The organism is Actinoplanes flavus, assembly GCF_017592555.1.
Taxonomy (GTDB): Bacteria; Actinomycetota; Actinomycetes; order Mycobacteriales; family Micromonosporaceae; genus Actinoplanes; species Actinoplanes flavus.
Map to the genome: position 1 here is coordinate 79,635 of NZ_JAGFNS010000027.1, position 20,558 is coordinate 100,192.

Consider the following 20,558-nt stretch of genomic DNA (forward strand, 5'->3'; position numbering starts at 1 on the left):
TGCGCGACACTGAACACCGCCAGAGCGAAGCGGAGGTGGCGCAATGAGCTCGGCAGTGCTGGAGCACCCGGAGCCGTGGAGCGAAGACGAATACTTCGCGTTCGGCGAGACCTCGAATCGCATCGAGCTGATCGATGGCAGCCTGTGGCTGAGTCCCGCGCCGAGCAAACGACACCAGCACATCGCGTTCCTGCTCGCCATGGGCCTCTACGCCGCAGCCGAACGATCGGGATTCCTGGTGCTACAGGATGTCAATCTGCGGCTGGCCGGCGGCCGGATTCTCCAGCCCGACATCGTCGTGGCGGACACCGACGACCTCGGCACGACGGTGGAGGCGGCCGAGGCCAAGCTCGTCGTCGAGGTGGTGTCACCGAGCAACGCCGGTACGGACCGCCTGCTGAAGCCCCAGTTGTACGCGGCGGCCGGAATCGCGTGGTATCTGCGCGTGGAGCAGCCGGACGACTCGGTGGAACTGCACCTGCACCGGCTGGTCGACGATCGCTATGCACCGGCCGAGGTGGTGGGCCCCGGCCGGACGCTCGCCTCCGATGAGCCGTTCCCCTTCGCGGTCGAAGTGGCGTCCCTCCTGCGTCGGCGTCCGCGCGACTGAGACCGGGTCACGCCGCCAGGAGTTCGCGGACCCGGGGGACGACCTCGGTGGCGTAGAGCTCGACGCAGGTCATCAGGTGCTCGTGGGGGAGCGGGCCGTGCGAGTACTTCAAGTCGAAGCGGTCGATGCCCAGGGCGCGGATCGTGGCGGCGATCTTCTGGGCGACCGTCTCCGGGGAGCCGACATGCCAGGCGCCCTCGGTGACGTCGGATTCGAAGCGGTCCCGGGTGATCGGGGGCCAGCCCCGTTCGCGGCCGATGCGGTCCAGGTTGCGGCGGGCGTGCGGCCACAGGATGTCGACGGCTCCGGCGTCGGTGGCGGCCACGAAACCGGGGCAGTGCACGGCGATCGGCTGGGGCTCCTGCTCCAGCTCCTTGAGGGCGCGGTGGTAGAGGTCGACGAACGGCGCGAAGCGGGCCGGGGCGCCGCCGATGATCGCCAAGACCAGGGGCATGCCGTACTGGGCGGCGCGGACCACCGACTCGGGGCTGCCGCCCACACCGATCCAGGTGCGGATCCGGCCCGACTCGGTCTTCGGGTAGACCTGCTGGGCGCGCAGGGCGGGACGGATCGAGCCCTCCCAGGTGACCGGGCCCTCGGCGAGCAGCTCGGCCATCAGGTCCAGCTTCTCGGCGAACAACCGCTCGTAGTCGGCCAGGTCGTAGCCGAACAGCGGGAACGACTCGGTGAACGAACCACGGCCCAGGATGATCTCGGCCCGCCCGTTCGCCACGGCGTCCAGTGTGGCGAAGCGCTCGAACACCCGTACCGGATCATCGGAGCTCAGGACCGTGACCGCCGTGCCCAGCCGGATCCGCCCGGTCCTCGCGGCGATCGCCGCGAGCACGATCTCCGGAGCCGAGATCGCGTAGTCGTCGCGGTGGTGCTCGCCCACCCCGAAGAAGTCCACGCCGAGCCGGTCGGCGAGCACACCCTGCTCGACCACGTCCCGGATGACCTGCGGGTACGGCTTGCCGTTGACGTCGCCGAAGGTGTCCAGACCGAATTCCACCAGGTAGACCCTACCGGCGGCCCTTCAATCGCCGGCCCATCTCCTTGGCGATCTCCTTCTTGGCGTCCCGCTCGGCCATGACCTGCCGCTTGTCGTAGCTCTTCAGGCCGCGGGCCACGCCCAGCTCGACCTTCGCCCAGCCGTCCTTGAAGTAGAGCGACAGCGGCACCAGGGTCAGCCCGGAGCCGTCGCGCAGCTGGTTGAGGATCTTCACGATCTCGACCTTGTGCAGGAGCAGCTTGCGGGTGCGCCGTGGGGCGTGGTTGGTCCACGAGCCGAACCCGTACTCGGCGATGTGCAGGCCGTACAGCATGATCTCGCCCTCGTGCTCCTGGGCGAACGTGTCGACCAGCGACGCCCGGCCCAGCCGCAGCGACTTCACCTCGGTCCCGGCCAGGACCAGGCCCGCCTCGTACGTCCTCAGGATGGCGTAGTCGTGCCGTGCCTTCTTGTTCGAGGCGATCAGCTTGACGCCGGTCTCCCTAGGCATCCGGATCCACCAGGTTCGACGGGATCGGCCGCCGCATCGAGTAGGTGACGCTGTTCAGCCGGTGCGGCTCGCCCAGCACGTGGATCGCCGCCCGGTCGTACGCCTGCCAGCCGGCCGCGCCCGCCCGGTTCAGATGCCGCAGGTCGTCGAACCGCTCGTCGGTGCCCCAGCGCAGCACCCCGCCCGGGTGGTGGAAGGTGGCGGTCCAGTCCATGTACCGGTCCTCGCCGAGGGTGCCGGCCGCGCGGTATTCGAAGCGCGCGTATTCCCAGTTGTCCACCGGATGATTATGACGTCCGATTCGCCGCTACTGGTCCCCGGAGACGACAGTCCGGCCGTTCAGATGCCGAAAGCCCTCGGTGACCAGCTCTTTCAGCACGGACAGGTCGACGTCGGCGAGTCGTTTCAGATAGAGGCAGGACTTGCCGGTGGTGTGCGGGCCGAGACGCGACAGCAGATCCTGGTACGCCTCGAAGCCGGCCGAGACGTACAGGGTGAGCGCCTGCTTGCGCGGCGACAGCCCGACCGCCGGCCAGTCGCCCTCCCGCCCGGTGCGATAGCGGTAGTGGTACTGCCCGAACCCGATGATCGCCGAGCCCCACATCACCGGCTGCTCGCCGGTGGCCTCGGTCATCAGCGCGCACGCCGCCTCGGCGTCCGCCCGCCTCCCGGGGTCGGCCACCGCCGCCAGGAAGGCCGTCACATCACCGTCGTTCCGGGTCGTCGCCGGCTCCGCCATCCCGTCAGCGTAGGCTCCCGCGTCATGGGTCAGGGTGACGGGGTGCTGCGGCATCACTCTCAGCACGACGGCTTCGTGCCGGCGCAGGGCGCGCGGCAGGAGATCGCCGAGGCCATCGACGCACACATCGCCGAGTATTTCGGGCCGGTCGAGTTCGTCTACCACGAGATGCTGTCGCACCTGGTCGCCGTGCACGTCTACGTGGTCGAGCCGACCGAGCAGCGGCCGTACCGGACGCTGATCACCTCCGGCATGAGCGAGCTGCCGATGACCGTGCCGGACGGCGTCAGCCCGTACGCCGAGGTGATGCTCAGCCTGCCCGCCGACTGGCCGCTGGACCGGGAGTCACTGTCGGATCCGGCGATCTACTGGCCGATCCGGGTGCTCAAGGAGATCGCCCGGCTGCCCCACGAGTACGGCACGTGGATCGGCGAGTGGCACTCCGTCCCCAACGGCGACCCGGCCGAGCCGTACGCGCCCGGCGTCGGCTTCGCGGCCGTCGTCGTCACCCCGATGCTGCGCGTCCCGGCCGAGGCCCGCACGATCGTGGCGTCCGACGGCACCGAGATCAACCTGCTCGCGGTGATCCCCCTGCACGCGGACGAGGCGGCGGTCAAGGTGGCCCGGGGCACCGACGCCCTGATCGAGATCCTCGACCGCGGCCGGATCTCCGAACTGCTCGACCCGGCGCGCCCCTCCTTCGCCTGAGCCGCCGAGCGCCCACCGGGTTCGGCCGATCTGTGCCAGATATCGGGTTGGCTCCATTTCGGTCGGGGATCCGATTGTCCGGTGGGTTCGGGATGGGTCACGGTGGAATCCGCGAAGCATTTCGGCCGGGTGGGCGGAGGATGCCGTGGACAACGCGTTTTCGCTGTATCAGGGCCGGGCGGACGGGGGGCCGGTCAATCGCAAGGCGTACACGAGCAGGTCGGCCCGGGGGGACGCGCTGGCCCGCAAGCCGCCGGGGCGCTGCTGGATCCACGATTACGAGGACGGCGCCGACGGGCCGCGGTTCGTCGGCTGGGACGCGGACGGGGAGCCGGTCGTCGCGGTGCGCAACGTCCCGCATCATCGGTTTCGGTCAGCCGGGAGCCCCGATCCCGACCTGCGGGACGAGCCTGACGACACGCCGTAGCGCCGGCGCCTCCGCCACGACGGGAGAAGGCGCCGGCACTGCGGGACCGGGTCAGGCGATCGCGGCCTGAACCGCCGGCAGCCAGCGGGCGGCGATCTTGACGTTGCCGGCGTCGTTGGGGTGGACGCCGTCGTACGTGTCGGTGCTGGTGGTGAAGCCGGTCCACTGGTCGACCACGGTGATCGGCGACGTGGCGGTGCTCAGCGAGGCCGCCCAGGCCGGGATGGCCGCGTTCAGGTTGACCACGCGCTGGCCGCAGTCGGTGCAGGTGGACGGGTTCAGCGGGATGATCTGCGCGACGATGATCAGCATCTTCGGGTTGGCGGCGCGCATCTGCCCGACCAGGGTGGTGTAGGCGTTCAGGATCGTGGTCGTGGAGAGGTTGCTCCAGGCGTCGTTGGTGCCGAAGTGCATGAGGACGACGTCCGGGCCGGAGGCGGAGAGCCAGGCCGGCAGCATGTTCTGGCTGGCGACGTTGGTGACCAGGTAACCGCCGTGGCCCTCGTGTTCGCCGTCGTAGGGGAAGCCGCAGCCGTCGCCGGGCAGGGTGCCGACGAAGTCCACCCGGGCGGCCGGCAGTTGCTGCCAGAGCAGGGCGCGCCAGCAGCCGGGGGAGCCGGTGATCGAGTCGCCCAGCGCCATGATCTTCTTCTTGGTGGTGGCCGAGCTGCTCGGTGAGGGGGGTCCCGGGTCGACGTCGGTGGGTGTGGGCACGACGCCTCCGGTGCAGGTCACGCCGTTGAGGGTGAACGACGCGGGGATCGGGTTGCTGCCGGTCCAGGAACCGTTGAAGCCGAACGACGCCTTGCCGTTCGTGGCGATCGCGCCGTTCCAGCCGGCGTTCTTGACGGTGACCGTGGATCCGGACTGGGTGACCGAGCCGTTCCACAGTTGAGTGATCGTCTGCCCGGCCGGGAACGTGAACATCAGCGACCAGGACGAGACCGGGTCGCCGAGGTTGGTGACGTCCACGGCCGCGCCGAATCCGCCCGGCCACTGGCTGCTGACGGTGTACTTGACGGCGCAGCCGGCCGCCGCGTTCGCGCTGGTGGCGGTGGCTACGGCGGTGGCTGAGAGCAGTGCGGTGACGAGGCCGAGGACGGCTGCCTTTCGTCGTTGCATCGGGATGCCTCCGGGGATGTGCTTGACGGGGGTCCGGGGACGGAGCACGCTGGGAGCGCTCCCAATTAACGCACATCAATGCGCGGTTGGAGAAGGGCGTGCGGCGCGATGGGATGGGCGCCGCGCGGGTGGGCGACTGCGGTGGGGGTGAGATCCGCGCGCGATTTCACCCGGCAGCCGTCCGGCCGGGAGAGCGGGGAGACGGGTGCTACGGGCCCGCCTCCCCGCGCCACCCGGACAGGGCGTGATCAATCACGGTCGAGGAGCGCAGAGGTGCCCAGGTTGCGGATCGACGCGTCCAGGACGTGGGCGGTGTGGGCCAGGGCGATCGAGCCGCCCCGGCGGCGGACCGCGGCCGCCACCTGCATGAGACAGCCCGGGTTGGCCGTCACCAGCAGGTCGGCGCCGGTGGCCAGGACCGCCCTGGCCTTGCGGTCGCCCAGCTCGGCGGCCGGGGCCGGATTCAGCACGTTCCACACGCCGGCCGAACCGCAGCAGATCTCCGGGTCGGCGATCGCCCGCAGCTCCAGCCCCGGAATGCCGCGGAGCAGGGCCCGCGGCTGCGCCCGGACCCCCTGGGCGTGCCCCAGATGGCAGGCGTCGTGGTAGGCCACGGTCAGCGGCAGCGGATGACGTCGGGCGGCCGGGCCCAGCTCGGCCAGCAGTTCGGTCAGGTCGCGGACCTTCGCGGTGAACGCGGCCGCCCGCTCGGCGTAGACCGGATCGTCGGCGAGTAGCTCGTCGTACTCCTTCAGCGTCGAGCCGCAGCCCGCCGCGTTGACCACGAACCAGTCCATGCCGCAGCGCTCGAACGTGTCGATCAGCCGCCGGGCGAACCGCTGCGCCTCGGCACGCCGGCCGTTGTGCACGCTCAGCGCCCCGCAACAACCCTGGCCGGGCGGGATCAGCACCTCACAACCCTCGGCCGCGAGGACCCGTACCGTCGCCGCATTGACGTCCGGAAAGAACGCGGACTGAACACAACCGGTCAGCATGCCCACCACCGCGCGCCGGGTGCCGCGTGCCCGCACGCGGGCCGGCGGGCGCGGCACACCGCGCAGGCGCGGCGCCAGCGATTCCAGCGTGGCCAGCGTCGGCGCGAGTCGCTCCAGGAGGCCGGAGCGGGCCACGAGCCTCTGCAAACCCGACATCTGGTACGCGCGAAGCGGCCCCCGCAGCAGCCGGAGCCGTCGCGGGTACGGGAAGAGCGCGAAGATCGCCGTCCGCAGTGCCCGCTCCCGGACCGTCCGTGGGTGCCGGCGCTCCACCTGGGCGCGGGTGTCCTCGATCAGCCGGTCGTAGCGCACCCCGGACGGGCACGCGGTCACACAGGCCATGCAGCCCAGACAGCGGTCGAAGTGGGTGACCATCGAGTCGCTCAACGGCTCCCCGGACAGCCCCTGCCCGATCAGGTGGATGCGCCCGCGCGGCGAATCCATCTCCTCACCCCACAGCACGTAGGTGGGGCAGGTGGTCAGGCAGAACCCACAGTGCACACAGTCCGACACCAGATCGGCGCGCGGCGGGCGGTCGCCGTCGAACGCCGGCCCACCCACCGGCGGACCGCCCGTCCCGGCCGCCCGCAGCGCGTCGACCGGTGGCGTACCGATCCCGCGTGTCGCGTCCACCGGCGTGTGGAGTCCGTCGTCGATATCGGACATCAGATCCCTCCCACGAATCGGCCGGGCGCGAACCGGTGGTCCGGATCGAACTGGTCCTTGACCCGGCGCATCAACTCCAGGCCGGGCACCGGACCCCACATGTCCAGGCCGTCCGAGACCTCGCCGGGTGCGGTCAGCACGACGGCGTGACCCCCGGCCCGGGTGGCCGCCGCCCGCAGCCCGTCCACGATCTCCGGGATCCCGGCCGGCGCCCCGGCCGGGAAGCCCGCGTGCAGGACGCCGGTGGCGGCCGCGCCGCGGACCGTGCCGCCGGCCGCGGTGACCGCCTCCACCAGGGCCGGGACGGCGGAGAGCACGCCGGTCAGCTTCAGGCCCAGACCGCCGGGCGGCCACGGCGGGGTGTCCCACCAGGACGGCGGCAGGTCGGTGACCTCGCCGTCGAGCAGGCGGGCCAGGGTCGCCGCGCGGTCGCGGACACCCTGCTCGGTGCCCTCCACCAGGACCGCGATCTCCGGGGGCGCGCCCGGCCCGGCGTCGATCTCCACGGCGCTCGGGGCCAGCTGGGCGGCCAGGATCTTCGCCACCGCGGTGGGCGGGGCGGTCGCCCGTACGAAAGCGGTGTCGAGAGGGACCGGATGCAGGCGGAAGACGCACTCGGTGATCAGCCCGAGCGTGCCCTGCGCGCCGGTGTAGAGCTTGCCCAGGTCGTAGCCGGCGACGTTCTTCACCACCTTGCCGCCCGCCCGGGCGATCCGGCCGTCCGGCCGCACCACCGTGACGCCGATCAGCAGATCGCGGGCCGTGCCGTAGCGCAGGCGCCGTGGCCCGGAGGCGTTCGCCGAGACGGCGCCGCCGGCCGTCGCGGTGGGCGGCGCGTCCAGCGCGAGCTGCTGACCGGGCAGGGCGTGCAGGTCGGCCATCGGTGTGCCGGCCCGGGCCACGGTGATCAGATCCCCGGCGGCGTGCTCCACCACCCCGGCCAGCCGCCGGGTGTCGATGATCAGATCCAGGTCGCGGGGCGGCGGACCGTACTGGAGCTTCGTGCCACCGCCGCGGATCACGACGGTGAGATCCCGGGCGGCCGCGATCAGCGCGGCGGCCTCCTCGGTGCTGGCCGGAGCGGCGACGAAGCGGGCCGGAACGCCACACACCACATCGTCGTCACCGGCCTTGACCGCGAGGTCGTCGAGGACGCTCATCAGAAGATCTCCGCCACGCCGGACTCCTGCAGGGGGTGTGGGCCGCTACGGCGGCCGGGGCGTTCGCCGCACAGGCGGGGAGTGGGGAAGATCTTGCCGGGGTTGGCCAGGCCCCCGGGGTCGAAGGCGCAGCGGACCAGCTGCATGGTGTCCAGGTCGGTGTCGCTGAACATGCGCGGCATGTAGTGGGCCTTCTCGACGCCGACGCCGTGTTCGCCGGTGATCGAGCCGCCGTACTCGATGCAGAGGTCGATGATGGCGCCGGAGACCGTCTCGGCGCGGTCCTCCTCGCCGCGGACCCGGGCGTCGAACAGGACCAGCGGGTGCAGGTTGCCGTCGCCGGCGTGGAAGACGTTGGCGACCCGGACGCCGTGCGAGGAGGCCACCTCGTCGATGCGGCGCAGCACCTCGGGCAGCGCGGTCCGGGGGATCACCCCGTCCTGGACGATGTAGTCGGGGCTGATCCGGCCGACCGCCGCGAACGCCGACTTGCGGCCCCGCCAGATCAGCTGCCGCTCGTCGTCGTCGGCGGCCACCCGGGTCTCGAAGGCGCCGTTCTCGGCACAGAGCCGGCTCACCTCGTCGAACTGGGCGGCGACCTCGGCCGACGGCCCGTCCAGCTCGACGATCAGGACGGCGCCCGCACCGGCCGGATAGCCGCAGTGGACCGCGGCCTCGGCGGCCTCGATGGAGAGCGCGTCCATCATCTCGATGGCGGCCGGCACCACCCCGGCCGCGATGATCGCCGAGGTGGCGGCGCCCGCCTGGTCGGTGCCGTGGAACGCGGCGAGCAGCGTGCGCACGGTCTCCGGCAGCCGGGTCAGCCGCACCGTCACCTCGGTGGCGACCCCGAGCGTGCCCTCCGAGCCGACGAACGCGCCGAGCAGGTCGTAGCCGGGGGTGTCCGGGGCGGCCCCGCCGAGCCGGACCAGGTCGCCGTCCGGCGTGACCACCTCCAGCCCGGTCACGTGGTTGGTGGTGAAGCCGTACTTGAGGCAGTGGGCGCCGCCCGCGTTCTCCGCCACGTTGCCGCCGATCGAGCAGATCTGCTGGCTGGACGGGTCCGGAGCGTAGTAGTAGCCGTGCTCCTTCGACACCGTCGACACCTGGAGGTTGACGACGCCGGGCTGGACGACGGCCCGCTCGTCCTCCGGCCGCAGCGACAGGATCTCCCGCAACTGGGAGGTCACGATGAGCACCCCCGCGGCGTGCGGCAGCGCCCCACCGGACAGGCCGGTGCCGGAGCCGCGGGCCACGAACGGCACGCCCGCCTCGGCGCACGCGCGGACCACGGCGGCGACCTCGCCGGCGGTGTGCGGCAGGGCGACCAGCGCCGGGATCACCCGGTAATGGGCGAGGCCGTCACACTCGTAGGTCCGCAACTGCTGCCGGTCGGTGAGCACCTGGTCCGGGCTCATCTCGGCTCGCAACCGCACGGCCAGGGCATCGATGCTCATCGCGGACCTCCTCGGCGTCACTGCCCACGGCTCACGCTAACCGCGATCGTCCCGCCGCGCGATGGGAAGCCGGCCGGATCGACCGCCCGCGTTTTCCGGCCGGCGGTCTGGCACTATTGCCGGATGCTCCAGACCGCCAGACCCCTCCGTGCCGTCCTGGGCGCCGCCTGCGCCCTGGTCCTGGCGGCCGGGTGCAGCTCCTCGGACGACCCCGACGAGAGCCTGATCACCGCGACCACCATGCGCGGCGCGTTCCTGCAGCCCACCGAGATCGGCCCGGCCTGGGCGGCCCCGGAGGAGAGCGCGAACCCGCAGCAGATGGTCAGCTTCTGCGGCGGCACGAGCACACCACCGCAGGTTCCGCCGGGCGCCGAGGTGGTGACGTCGTCGGCCGCCGACGAGGGGGAGAAGGGCGCGCAGACCCTCCACCAGACCGCTCTGGTCTTCGCCGACGAGGCGAGCGCGACGGCCGGGCAGGAGCTGCTGCGGGTGGTCGCCGACCAGTGCCCGCCCTCGGCGAGTGTGGCGGCGACCCAGACCGCCGACCGCAACGAGCCGGCCTACACCGAGACGGCCGAGGTGCGCGATCTCAGTGAGGGCGCCTGGTCCGGGTTCGTGATCGTCCGCCACAAGCTGTACGAGTCGGAGCACCCCGGCACCGCCGACACCGCCGTGTCCGTGCTGCGCACCCGCAACGTGGTGCTCGTCGGCACGTACGCCATCTACCGGCTGGAGAACAAGACCCCGTCGCCGGGCTTCGAGGCCGACTGGCAGCGGCTGGTCGGTTCGGTCGTGCAGCGGGTGGGATAGACACACGGACAAACGTCGTCTAATGTTCGCGGTGCGCCGTTGCGAGTTCTTCCCCCGTGGAATTCGCAGCGGCGCCCTTACTTCTGCCGGGTTTTCCGTCGCCGTGCGCGTTGCTGCGCGGAGAGGGCGCGAACCGCGCAGACATCTCCGTACCCGTGTGGAAAAGTCCACGGGACTGTTAACTATTCACTCCGGACGTGCTTAGCCTTACGAATCCCAGGGCAGGACTTGGTATCCGCCGCGGATTCTTCACCGGAGGTAGGGGCATGAAGTTCGTCTACGACTTCGCCGAGGGCAACAAGGACCTCAAGGATCTGCTGGGTGGCAAGGGCGCCAATCTCGCGGAGATGACCAACCTGGGCCTGCCCGTGCCGCCCGGCTTCACGATCACCACCGAAGCCTGTCAGCAGTACCTGCGCAACGGCACCCACGTCGACGGCCTCGCCGCCGAGATCGACGAGCATCTCGCCGCGCTGGAGGCCGGGATGGGCCGCCGCCTCGGCGACCCGGCCGACCCCCTGCTCGTGTCGGTCCGCTCCGGCGCGAAGTTCTCCATGCCGGGCATGATGGAGACCGTCCTCAACGTGGGGCTCAACGACGAGTCGGTGGCCGGGCTGTCCCGTCAGGCCGGGGGCAACGACCGGTTCGCGTGGGACTCGTACCGGCGTCTCATCCAGATGTTCGGCAAGACCGTGTGCGAGGTGCCCGGCCACGAGTTCGAGGACGCGCTGCACGAGGCCAAGGTCGCCAAGGGGGTGCGCGACGACGTCCAGCTCGGCGCCGACGACCTGCGGGAGCTGGTCACCGCGTACAAGAAGGTCTTCGCCAAACACACCGGGCACGAGTTCCCGCAGGACCCGCGCGAACAGCTCGACCTCGCCGTCGAAGCGGTCTTCCGGTCGTGGAACGCCGACCGCGCCGTCCTCTACCGCCGCCAGGAGCGCATCCCCGCCGACCTGGGCACCGCCGTCAACGTGGTCGCCATGGTCTTCGGCAACCTCGGCGCCGACTCCGGCACCGGCGTCGCCTTCACCCGCGACCCGGCCACCGGCGAACCGGGCGTCTACGGCGACTACCTGGCCAACGCGCAGGGTGAGGACGTGGTCGCCGGCATCCGCAACACGCTCCCGCTGGCCGACCTGGAACGGCTCGACCCGGATTCGTACGCCGAGCTGATGCGCATCATGGCCACTCTGGAGAGCCACTACCGCGACCTGTGCGACATCGAGTTCACCATCGAACGCGGCAAACTGTGGATGCTCCAGACCCGCGTCGGCAAACGCACCGCCGCGGCCGCCTTCACCATCGCCGCCCAGCTCGTCGACGAAGGGGTCATCGACCTCGACGAGGCGCTCACCCGGGTGTCCGGCGCGCAGCTCGCCCAGCTGATGTTCCCCCGCTTCGACCTCTCCTCTGATCCGTCGTCGTTGACGCGCGGCATCGGAGCGTCGCCGGGCGCGGCCTACGGTGAGGTCGTCTTCACCTCGCAGCGGGCCGTCGAAGTGGCCGCGTCCGGCGCGCCCGTCATCCTGGTCCGGCGGGAGACCAACCCCGACGACCTGCCCGGCATGATCGCCGCCAACGGCATCCTCACCAGCCGTGGCGGCAAGACGTCACACGCCGCCGTCGTCGCTCGCGGCATGGGCAAGACCTGCGTCTGTGGCGCCGACGAGATGGAGGTTTCCTCTTCCAGCTTCACCATCGGCTCGCACACCGTCCGCGAGGGCGACACGATCTCCATCGACGGCACCACCGGCCGCGTCTACCTCGGCGAGATCCCGGTCCGGCCCAGCGAGGTCGTCCAGTACTTCGAGGGCGACCTGGACCCCAACAGTGCCAACGATCCGCTGGTCGCGGCCGTGCACCGGATCATCACGCACGCCGACGCGGCGCGGCGGCTCAAGGTGCGGACCAACGCCGACACCGGCCTCGACGCCGCCCGCGCCCGGCGCTTCGGCGCCCAGGGCATCGGCCTGTGCCGCACCGAGCACATGTTCCTCGGCGACCGGCGGGAACTCGTCGAACGCCTGATCCTGGCCCGCAACGAGGCGGAACGCAACGACGCCCTCGCCGCCCTCCAGCCACTCCAGCGCGCCGACTTCCTGGAGATCTTCCGGGAGATGAACGGGCTGCCCGTCACCATCCGGCTCATCGACCCGCCGCTGCACGAATTCCTGCCCTCGCTGGAGGAACTCGCCGTCAAGGTCGCCGTCGCGCACGAGCACGGCCAGCACGTCGAACACGACGAACAACTGCTCGCCGCGGTCCGCCGGATGCACGAGCAGAACCCGATGCTCGGCCTGCGCGGCGTACGCCTCGGCCTGGTCATCCCCGGCCTGTTCGCCATGCAGGTCCGCGCCATCGCCGAGGCCGCCGTCGCACTCGCCGCCGAAGGCGGCCGGCCCCGCCCCGAGATCATGGTCCCGCTGGTCGGCGCCGTCCAGGAACTCGAGACGGTCCGCGTCGAAGCCGAGAAGATCATCGCGTCGACCGTCGGCGACTCCGGCGTCGACATCCTGATCGGCACCATGATCGAGGTCCCGCGCGCGGCCCTCACCGCCGGCCAGATCGCCGAGGCCGCCGAATTCTTCTCCTTCGGCACCAACGACCTCACCCAGATGGGCTGGGGCTTCTCCCGCGACGACGTCGAAGGCGCCTTCTTCTGGCGCTACCTCGAACTCGGCATCTTCGGCATCAGCCCCTTCGAATCCATCGACACCGACGGCGTCGGCCGCCTCGTGAAGATCGCCGCCGACGAGGGCCGCGCCGCCCGCCCCGGCCTCAAACTGGGCGTCTGCGGCGAACACGGTGGCGACCCCGACTCGGTCCACTTCTTCCACGAGGTCGGCCTCGACTACGTGTCCTGCTCGCCCTTCCGGGTGCCGATCGCCCGCCTGGAAGCCGGCCGGGCGGCCATCGAATCCGAGGGCTCCGACCACCGCTGATCACTACTCACTCAGCCGGGGGGGGGGGGGGGGGGGGCCCCCGCCCCCCCCCCCCGCCCAACCCCTTTTCCGGTACGCGCACCGCCGCCCCCCGAAGCACCTTCCCCGCTCCGCCGGTTCACGCGACCGATTGCCGTCCCCCAGCCCGTGCCGCGCGTTCCGGGCTGAGCTCGGGAGTCCAGCCGTCCCTCCGGCCAGACCGTGTTCTCCATCCCCGCCATACCTGGCGGGGACGCATGATCGGCATTACCGCAACTCCCGATCGATCATGGTGCGGTGACCACCCCTTGACCCGAGGGCGCTGAGACAGCCGATCGTGTTCACCGGACGGCTCGTACCGCGTGTGAAAACCCGGCGCTGTCGCCCTCATCCCGAAGCCGGGGACGCGACCGAGGGCTCGCCGTGCCGCTGGTGGTCATTCACCTGCTGGGCCGTGAGATTTCGCCTCAGCACTGACGACCTGCTGGACAAGGCTTCCCCGTTCCGAGGAGAGACGGGATCAGAGAGTCGCTGCGAGGGCGTAGAAGAGGGGGATGCGTGGGGCGTCGTCGGGGAGGCGCCAGAAGCCGGTGGCGGTGGGGTGCATGTGCGGCCAGCGGGGCCAGGGGATCTCGTCGCTCTCGTGCAGGGAGCGGATGGTCAGACCGGCCCGGACCAGGGACGTCACCACCTCGCCCAGACCGTGGGACCACTCGTAGCTGACGGTGGCACCGGTCAGGGGCGGGCCGTCGGTGTAGGTGCGGGTGGCGTCGAGCTCAGCGGCGCCACGGCCGGCGAGGTAGTCCTTGCGGAGCAGCAGGGACTGGTCGTCGGCGGAGCCCGGAACCAGGCCGATCGACTGGAGCAGCGGATGGAACTCGACCACGTAGAGTGATCCGCCGGGCTTCAGGAGTCGCTTGATCACGCCGGCCCAACGATCCAGGTCCGGTAGGTAGCAGAGCGCGCCCTTCCCGGTGTAGACCAGGTCGAAACCGCGGCCGGGCAGGGCCTCTACCGCGTCGTAGACGTTGGCGTGGACGTACTCGATCGGCAGGCCGGCGTCGGCGGCCAGCTTGCGCGCTGTCCGGACGGCGGCGCTGGACAGGTCCAGGCCGGTCACCGAGCGTGCTCCCCGGCGGGCGAACGCGGCGGTCTCGGTGCCGAGGTGGCACTGCAGATGCAGGACATCACGGCCGCGCAGATCGCCCATGTCGGACCACTCGTAGTCGGCGAACCAGCTCTCCGGGTCGCGCCCGGCCACGTCGTAGAACCGGCTCGCCGCGTGGATGGGCGTGCGCTCGTCCCAATTCGCCTCGATGGCGGCCATGCGATCGCGGGTGGCGTCGTCGAAGGTCATCGAACTCCTTTTCCGGCCCGGCTCCGCCGGACGGGACGTTTCTCGTCGAAGGTGGGGCGGGCCGGTTTGTGTCTGGGCTCGGCTTTGCTGGGCGGATCGGTGTCTGTCGTCGAGGTGGGGCGGGTCGGCTCGCGTCCGGGCCGGGCTCTGCCGGGCGGGGCCGGTGTCTTGTCGTCGGGGGTGGAGCGGGCCGTATCGCCTCCGGGCTGGGTTTGCCGAGGGGTGGGTGTTTCGTAGTCGGGGTGGGGCGGTCAGCTCGCGGCGTCGGCGTGGGTGCCGTCGATCACCGAGGGTGGGCTGGCGCCGGGTGGGGTGGCGCACATGAACGCGCTGGTGACGGCCTGGTGCAGGTGGTGAGCTATGCGTGGGCCGGACGAGGCCAGCAGCTCGGTGACGGCGTGCTCCAGGACGGCTGCGGCGGTCGGCCAGTCGGCGACGGCGGCGGCGCTCAGATGTCGGGCGGCGTCGGCCGGGCGATGCCGGAAGAGCAGCGTGGACAGCTCGGGAACCGGTGGGCCGGCGGCGGCCCGGACGGCCTGCGGGGTGGCGTAGGCGGCGCCGGCCAGGACGGCGAGCGGATCGGTGTAACCGGCGTCGGCCAGGATGAGCAGGGCCTCGCGGTCGTCACGGGCGGTGGCCTCGGCGCGGACCCGGCCGGCCAGGGCCGCGACGATCGGGGTGTCGGCGTTGTGGCGGACGATCCCCGCATACGCCGGCAGGCGAGCCGGATCGAGCGGGGCGGGCACCGGCTCCGGGGTCAGGTCGTCGGCCCCCAGCTGGTGGGCGCGGACGGTGCGGGCGGTGATCCGGGCGTGCAGGCGGTAGACCGGGTCGGCGACCGGCAGCTCCGGACCGCCGAGGATCTGCTCGTTCGCCGAGACGACCGCCGCCGCCACGGCGCTGCTGCTCGCCGGGGTCTGCCGGATGGTGTGGTGCGCGTGGGCGAGAGCGGGATCGGGCCGCCGGCCGGCCAGGCGCTGGGCGGTGTAGCGGTCGGAAGCGTCGCACGCATAGGCCTCCCGGTAGACGGCGCTCAACCCGGGCAGGTCGGCGAGCAGGGCCCGGCCCAGGTCGGGCGAGAGGTCGAGGACGCCGATCGCGGTGTCGAACCGGGCCCGGTGATCGGGCCGCAGGTAGGCCAGGACGTCACGGTCGTGGACGGTCGCGCCGCCAGGCCAGGACCGCGCCGGCATCCGGGTGATCAGGTGCCGCAGCCGGGACCAGGCGTGGGCCTCGCCCTCCAGGTCGTGGACCCGGACGGCGGCGCGGACCAGCGCGCAGTGGGCGACGGCGGCCTCGCCGGGATCCTCGATCAGGGTGGCCAGGGCGGTCGCGGTGTGCCGGTCGGTGGGCGCCAGATGGGTGACGAAGACGCGCAGGAGGCGGGCCAGTGAATGCGGGTTGCCCGGGTGGGGCGGCGCCGGAAGGAGGGCCCGGGGCAGGTCGGCGGGCGTGGTGAACAGGTGACGGCTGGGGTCGGCGGGCTGCTCGCTCCGGCGCGGGTCCGAAGCGACCGGGGTGGAGAGAAGGCCCCGGAGCACGCTCAGGTGCAGGATCCGCGGCAGGTCGGCCCCGGCGTCGAGGGCGGTCGCCAGAGCGTCGTCGAGCAGGCACCGGAAGTGTTCGTCGGAGCCATGGCGGGTGTGCAGGGACAGCCGCAGCGTGCGGTCGAGGGTGGTCACGCCGTGATCTTCGGTCGCGGTCACGAGTCCTCCGATCGATGTGTGTGGCTGCTGGGCTGCTGCGCGGAATGCTACCGGCCGGGTACGACAAGTCACGGTCCGTCGCCGACCCGGCCGGGTGGAGCGGAGCCGATCGGGCCGAAAACGTCAGGGGGCGGGTCTAGGTTCGAGGGGATCGCGAATTCGACGACCCTGGAGTGTCAGATGACGTCCCGGCTCAATCCCTACCTGGCGTTCAACGGAAACGCGCGCGAGGCCATCGAGTTCTATCAATCGGTCTTCGGTGGCGACCTGAAGATCCACACGTTCGGCCAGTTCGGCTCGCCGGATCCGGCCATCGCCGACCAGGTGATGCACGCCCAGCTCGAGACGCCGCAGGGCTACACCCTGATGGTGTCCGACACCCCGCCGGGCATGAGCCGCACTCCGGGCGACAACATCACCGTCAGCCTCAGCGGCGAGGACGCTGACGAGCTGCGCAAGGCCTGGGAGGGGCTCTCGCCGGGCGGCACGATCGGCGTGCCGCTGGAGAAGCAGATGTGGGGTGACGAGTTCGGTCAGCTGGTCGACCGGTTCGGCATCCCATGGATGGTCAACATCGTCGGAGGCGGGTAGCGGCGCGGGTGGGCGGCCCCGGCGGCGCTGGGGCTGTCCACAGTCGGGGCCGGAGGTCAGGCGGTAGCGGCTTCCAGGACCTCACGGATGGGCTGGAGGGCGGCGAGCGCCTTCGGTAGCCCGTCCTCCCACTGCTCGGCCCACTCGGAGTCGTCGCCGGCCACCCGGTCCAGGGCGCGCAGGGCCAGGGCGGGCAGGTCGCCCGGCAGGTCGAGGGTGCCACCCTCGGTGAGGGAATCCGCGGCGTAGGAGTTGATCAGCGCCGTGCCGCCGGGCAGCAGCGAGGCGATCACGGCCGCTGCGGCGACGACCTGGCTGCCGGAGTCCTGTTCGAGGTATTCGCCCTCGTGCAGGGCCTCCTCGAGGGTCTTGCGGAGTAGTCCGGCGCGTTCGCCGGGGGCGGCCTCGTGCAGGTCGCCGCTCCAGTCGGCGGCGTCGTCGTTGTCGAACGGCCCGAAGCCCCAGGCGCCCATTCGTATCCTCCCGTGTGATGCGTGTCGTCGTGTTCGGGAGATGATCTCACGCTTCTCGGCAACTCCGAATGTGACGGTGTTACATCACGCTGAGTGATAATCGGGTTCCGTGTCACTCTTCCGACAAGGATCTCGGAAGGGTGTCCCGAATAGTGCGACGGAATGGCGTTCCCGCTGCTCAGAAATGGTGGGAAGGGGTGCGCGTGGTCGATGGATTTGGGGCTTGTGACCAATCTTCGGGTGGCTGGTCCACTGTGGCTGCCGACACGAAACGCAATCCTCGGGGTGACTGCGTGATCACAGTGGTGCTTAGACTCCGGAGAAATCGACATCAGGCGAGCCGGGGGGCTCGTGCGCCGCCGTGCGCCCATGATGTTGCTTGAGGGGGAGAGCGACGTGACGGTCGACCGGCCGATCCGTGAGTGGAACGGCCTGATCATTCCGGACCCAGGGGTTTACACACTGGACGAAGCCCACAAGAGGATCGGCTTCGAGGCACAGCACATGATGGTCAGCCCGATCCGGGGCGAATTCGCGAAAGGCAGCGCGACGATCGTGGTGGCGGGGGACCCGCTGCGGTCGTCGATCGACGCGACCATTCAAGCGGACTCGATCAACACTCACAACGCGGAGCGGGACGCACACCTGTCCAGCCCGGATTTCTTGGACGTGCGACGCTATCCGACATTGAGGTACCGCAGCACCGGCATCGCCTGGGAATCGGACAGTGATCCGATCTTCCACTGGGCCCGTCTGCGTAACAATCCGCTCAGCCGCAGGGGGACCGCCGCCGATCTGCCGCCCGCGGCGACCCACGCCTCCGGCCGATTCGTGATCCAGGGTTATCTGACGGTCAGGAACGTGAGCCGGCAGATCGACATGCACATGGAGTTCGGTGGGGCCCGCCGCGATCCGTACGGCCGGGAGATCTTCGGTTTCAGCGCCACCGCCGAGATCGACCGTGCGGACTACGGCCTCATCTGGAACGTGATGCTGGAGGCGGGCGGCGTCCTGGTCGGCAGGAAGATCCGCATCGAGATCGCCGGCGAGGCCATCCGCGACTCCTGACCGGCCCGGTACCAGCCGGCCCGTGTGGCCCGGACGGATCCGGGCCACACGGGCGAGGCGACACGTTCGGGACTCACTCGTCGAAGGGGTTGGGCTCCTCGTCGAAGAAGTCGTATTCGGAGTATCCGGGCTCGGGCTCCGGCCCGTTGTAGGTGCCGGCGGCCGGCCTGCTCGACGATCTGACCGGCCGGGCAGCCGCCGATCCGCCGGCACGAACCGCCCCCGTGCCGGCGGAGGCATCGAAAGCCGAGGCCGGGGCGGGACCGGAGGCTGAGGCGGAGGTCGAGGCGGGACCGGATACGGAGACGGGGGTGGGACCGGACGCGGGAGTCGCACCGGAGAGGTCGGCGGGGGACGCGGCGGTGTCGGGCAATGGCTCGCCGCGGACCACGGCCAGGACCTGGTCACCGAACTTGGTGAGCTTGCTCTGGCCGACCCCGCTCACCGTCCCGAGTTGGTCCAGCGAGGTGGGCGCCAGCGCCGCGACGGCCCGCAGCGTGGCGTCGTGGAAGATGACGTACGCCGGGACGCCCTGCTCTTTGGCGGTGGCGCCGCGCCAGGCCCGCAGCCGCTCGAAGAGGCCCACCGCCTCCCCGGAGAGGTCGGCCGGGGCGGCGGCCGTCTTGGACGCGGCCCGTGTGGAGGAGCGGGACGCCCGCGGCGCCGCCACCTCCCGGCGCATGAGGAGTTTCCGTTCTCCGCGCAGCACCTCACCGCTGCGTGCGGTCAGTGTGATGGTCTGATGGGCCGGTTCGACGGCCAGGAAATCGCCGGCCAGCAGTTGGCGTACCACGTTGCGCCATTCGACCTCGCTCAGGTCGGCGCCGATCCCGAAGACGGTCAGCTGGTCGTGGCGGAACCGGCTCACCTTGTCGGTGCGTTTGCCGAGCAGGATGTCGATGCTCTGCTGGGCGCCGAACCGCTGCCCCCGCTCCTTGTGCAGCCGGTACACCGTGGACAGCAGTTTCTGCGCGGGCACCGTGCCGTCCCACGACTCGGGCGGGTTGAGGCAGGTGTCGCAGTTCCCGCAGGCCTTCGCGGAGGTCTCGCCGAAGTACTGGAGGATCTGCGCCCGCCGGCAGTCGACGCTCTCGCACAGGGCCAGCATGGCGTCCAGGTGGCGGGCGGCGTTGCGCCGGAACGCCAGGTCGCCCTCGGAGCTCTCGATCATGCGGCGTTGCTGCATCACGTCCTGCAACCCGTACGCCAGCCAGGCGGTCGACGGCAGCCCGTCCCGTCCGGCGCGCCCGGTCTCCTGGTAATACCCCTCCAGTGACTTCGGCAGGTCCAGGTGTGCGACGAAGCGGACGTCCGGCTTGTCGATGCCCATGCCGAAGGCGATGGTGGCGACCATGACGAGCCCGTCCTCACGCAGGAAGCGGGACTGGTTCTCGAAGCGGGTCCGCGCGTCGAGGCCGGCGTGGTAGGGCAGCGCCGGAATCCCGTTCTGGGAGAGGAACTCGGCGTGCTTCTCCACCGACGCGCGGGACAGGCAGTAGACGATCCCGGCGTCGCCGGCGTGTTCGGTGCGCAGCAGGTCGAGCAGCTGACGGGACGGGTTGTTCTTGGGCACGATCCGGTATTGGATGTTGGGCCGGTCGAAACTGGCGGTGAAGTGCCGTGCCTCGGTGAGCTGGAGCCGGCCGGCGATCTCCTCGCGGGTGGCCGGGGTGGCGGTGGCGGTCAGCGCGATCCGCGGCACGTCCGGCCAGCGCTCGTGCAGCATCGACAGGGCCAGGTAGTCGGGCCGGAAGTCGTGGCCCCACTGCGACACGCAGTGCGCCTCGTCGATGGCGAACAGCGAGATCTTGCCCCGGTCGAGGAGCCGCTGCACGCCGGCCGTGCCCAGGCCTTCGGGCGCCACGTAGAGCAGGTCGAGCTCTCCGGCCACGAACTCGGCCTCGACGACGCGCCGTTCCTCCAGGTCCTGCGAGGAGTTCAGGAAGTTCGCCCGGACGCCCAGGGTGCGCAGCGCGTCGACCTGGTCCTGCATGAGCGCGATCAAGGGGGAGATCACCACGCCGGTGCCGGGCCGGACCAGCGCGGGGATCTGGTAGCACAGCGACTTGCCGCCGCCGGTCGGCATCAGCACGAGGGCGTCGCCGCCGCCGATGACGTGTTCGACGATGTCGCCCTGCTGCCCGCGGAACGACGGGTAGCCGAAGACCCGGTTGAGGGCGTCGGTGGCGCTGGACACGGAAAGCGAGGGGGCCGAAGTCACCCCGCGAAGTCTAGAGAGCCGA

General features: G+C 71.1%; 19 protein-coding genes. 7 read left to right on the forward strand and 12 right to left on the reverse strand.

Going from position 1 to position 20,558, the window contains the following annotated elements:
- Positions 1–55 precede the first annotated feature (55 nt).
- Positions 56–610, forward strand: coding sequence for a Uma2 family endonuclease (locus tag J5X75_RS32770; RefSeq protein WP_307798403.1), 555 nt, complete (start codon positions 56–58; stop codon positions 608–610).
- Between the two features lie 7 nt (positions 611–617).
- On the opposite strand, the gene J5X75_RS32775 is transcribed toward J5X75_RS32770, so the two are convergent.
- The 4 genes from J5X75_RS32775 to J5X75_RS32790 are packed head-to-tail and all read right to left on the reverse strand — an operon-like array spanning position 618 to position 2,851.
- A complete protein-coding gene (locus tag J5X75_RS32775; RefSeq protein ID WP_208471541.1) occupies positions 618–1,625 on the reverse strand; it encodes an LLM class flavin-dependent oxidoreductase in 1,008 nt (335 codons plus the stop codon).
- A 7-nt stretch (positions 1,626–1,632) separates the two neighbouring features.
- Positions 1,633–2,112, reverse strand: coding sequence for an SsrA-binding protein SmpB (gene smpB / locus J5X75_RS32780; protein WP_208471493.1), 480 nt, complete (start codon positions 2,110–2,112; stop codon positions 1,633–1,635).
- A complete protein-coding gene (locus J5X75_RS32785) occupies positions 2,105–2,392 on the reverse strand; it encodes a hypothetical protein (RefSeq protein ID WP_208471494.1) in 288 nt (95 codons plus the stop codon). Before J5X75_RS32785 ends, smpB begins: the two co-directional genes overlap by 8 nt.
- Positions 2,393–2,419: 27 nt before the next feature.
- Positions 2,420–2,851 (reverse strand): DUF1801 domain-containing protein, encoded by a 432-nt coding sequence (locus J5X75_RS32790; protein ID WP_208471495.1) that lies wholly within the window; start codon positions 2,849–2,851, stop codon positions 2,420–2,422.
- A gap of 24 nt (positions 2,852–2,875) precedes the next feature.
- On the opposite strand from J5X75_RS32790, the gene J5X75_RS32795 reads away from it, so the two are divergent.
- Together J5X75_RS32795 and J5X75_RS32800 are read left to right on the forward strand one after the other, a co-directional pair.
- Positions 2,876–3,559 (forward strand): suppressor of fused domain protein, encoded by a 684-nt coding sequence (locus tag J5X75_RS32795; protein ID WP_208471496.1) that lies wholly within the window; start codon positions 2,876–2,878, stop codon positions 3,557–3,559.
- A 145-nt stretch (positions 3,560–3,704) separates the two neighbouring features.
- The gene (locus J5X75_RS32800) at positions 3,705–3,986 is read left to right on the forward strand and encodes a hypothetical protein (RefSeq protein ID WP_208471497.1); all 282 of its coding nucleotides are present in this window, start codon (positions 3,705–3,707) and stop codon (positions 3,984–3,986) included.
- 51 nt (positions 3,987–4,037) lie between these two features.
- On the opposite strand, the gene J5X75_RS32805 is transcribed toward J5X75_RS32800, so the two are convergent.
- The 4 genes from J5X75_RS32805 to J5X75_RS32820 all read right to left on the reverse strand — a co-directional run bounded on the left by J5X75_RS32805 (position 4,038) and on the right by J5X75_RS32820 (position 9,386).
- On the reverse strand, positions 4,038–5,108 hold the full coding sequence (locus tag J5X75_RS32805) for a cellulose binding domain-containing protein (RefSeq protein ID WP_208471498.1): 1,071 nt from the start codon (positions 5,106–5,108) through the stop codon (positions 4,038–4,040).
- 248 nt (positions 5,109–5,356) lie between these two features.
- Entirely contained in the window at positions 5,357–6,769 is a 1,413-nt protein-coding gene (locus J5X75_RS32810; protein ID WP_208471499.1) for a (Fe-S)-binding protein, read from the reverse strand.
- Positions 6,769–7,929: an FAD-binding oxidoreductase gene (locus J5X75_RS32815; protein ID WP_208471500.1), complete on the reverse strand. Its 1,161-nt coding sequence runs from the start codon at positions 7,927–7,929 to the stop codon at positions 6,769–6,771. The genes J5X75_RS32810 and J5X75_RS32815 overlap by 1 nt, the downstream gene beginning before the upstream one ends.
- A complete protein-coding gene (locus tag J5X75_RS32820; RefSeq protein ID WP_208471501.1) occupies positions 7,929–9,386 on the reverse strand; it encodes an FAD-linked oxidase C-terminal domain-containing protein in 1,458 nt (485 codons plus the stop codon). Before J5X75_RS32820 ends, J5X75_RS32815 begins: the two co-directional genes overlap by 1 nt.
- Positions 9,387–9,509: 123 nt before the next feature.
- Between J5X75_RS32820 and J5X75_RS32825 the strand changes: the two genes are divergently transcribed.
- The gene (locus J5X75_RS32825; RefSeq protein WP_208471502.1) at positions 9,510–10,196 is read left to right on the forward strand and encodes a hypothetical protein; all 687 of its coding nucleotides are present in this window, start codon (positions 9,510–9,512) and stop codon (positions 10,194–10,196) included.
- A 266-nt stretch (positions 10,197–10,462) separates the two neighbouring features.
- Complete coding sequence (ppdK, locus tag J5X75_RS32830; protein ID WP_208471503.1) at positions 10,463–13,141, forward strand: pyruvate, phosphate dikinase; 2,679 nt, start codon at positions 10,463–10,465, stop codon at positions 13,139–13,141.
- Positions 13,142–13,640: 499 nt separating this feature from the next.
- Here the strand turns inward: ppdK and J5X75_RS32835 are convergent, their stop codons facing one another.
- Positions 13,641–14,477 carry a class I SAM-dependent methyltransferase gene (locus J5X75_RS32835; RefSeq protein ID WP_208471504.1) on the reverse strand — a complete coding sequence of 279 codons (837 nt, stop codon included), beginning with the start codon at positions 14,475–14,477 and terminating at the stop codon, positions 13,641–13,643.
- A 251-nt stretch (positions 14,478–14,728) separates the two neighbouring features.
- Positions 14,729–16,183: a hypothetical protein gene (locus tag J5X75_RS32840; protein WP_208471505.1), complete on the reverse strand. Its 1,455-nt coding sequence runs from the start codon at positions 16,181–16,183 to the stop codon at positions 14,729–14,731.
- 180 nt (positions 16,184–16,363) lie between these two features.
- Here J5X75_RS32840 and J5X75_RS32845 point away from each other — a divergent pair, with 180 nt between their 5' ends.
- Positions 16,364–16,774, forward strand: coding sequence for a VOC family protein (locus J5X75_RS32845; protein WP_208471506.1), 411 nt, complete (start codon positions 16,364–16,366; stop codon positions 16,772–16,774).
- A gap of 56 nt (positions 16,775–16,830) precedes the next feature.
- Here the strand turns inward: J5X75_RS32845 and J5X75_RS32850 are convergent, their stop codons facing one another.
- Positions 16,831–17,247 (reverse strand): DUF4259 domain-containing protein, encoded by a 417-nt coding sequence (locus J5X75_RS32850; RefSeq protein WP_208471507.1) that lies wholly within the window; start codon positions 17,245–17,247, stop codon positions 16,831–16,833.
- A 369-nt stretch (positions 17,248–17,616) separates the two neighbouring features.
- On the opposite strand from J5X75_RS32850, the gene J5X75_RS32855 reads away from it, so the two are divergent.
- Positions 17,617–18,315 carry a YceI family protein gene (locus J5X75_RS32855; protein WP_238490359.1) on the forward strand — a complete coding sequence of 233 codons (699 nt, stop codon included), beginning with the start codon at positions 17,617–17,619 and terminating at the stop codon, positions 18,313–18,315.
- 73 nt (positions 18,316–18,388) lie between these two features.
- Here J5X75_RS32855 and recQ read toward each other — a convergent pair whose 3' ends face one another.
- Positions 18,389–20,536, reverse strand: coding sequence for a DNA helicase RecQ (gene recQ, locus J5X75_RS32860; protein WP_208471508.1), 2,148 nt, complete (start codon positions 20,534–20,536; stop codon positions 18,389–18,391).
- Positions 20,537–20,558 lie beyond the last annotated feature (22 nt).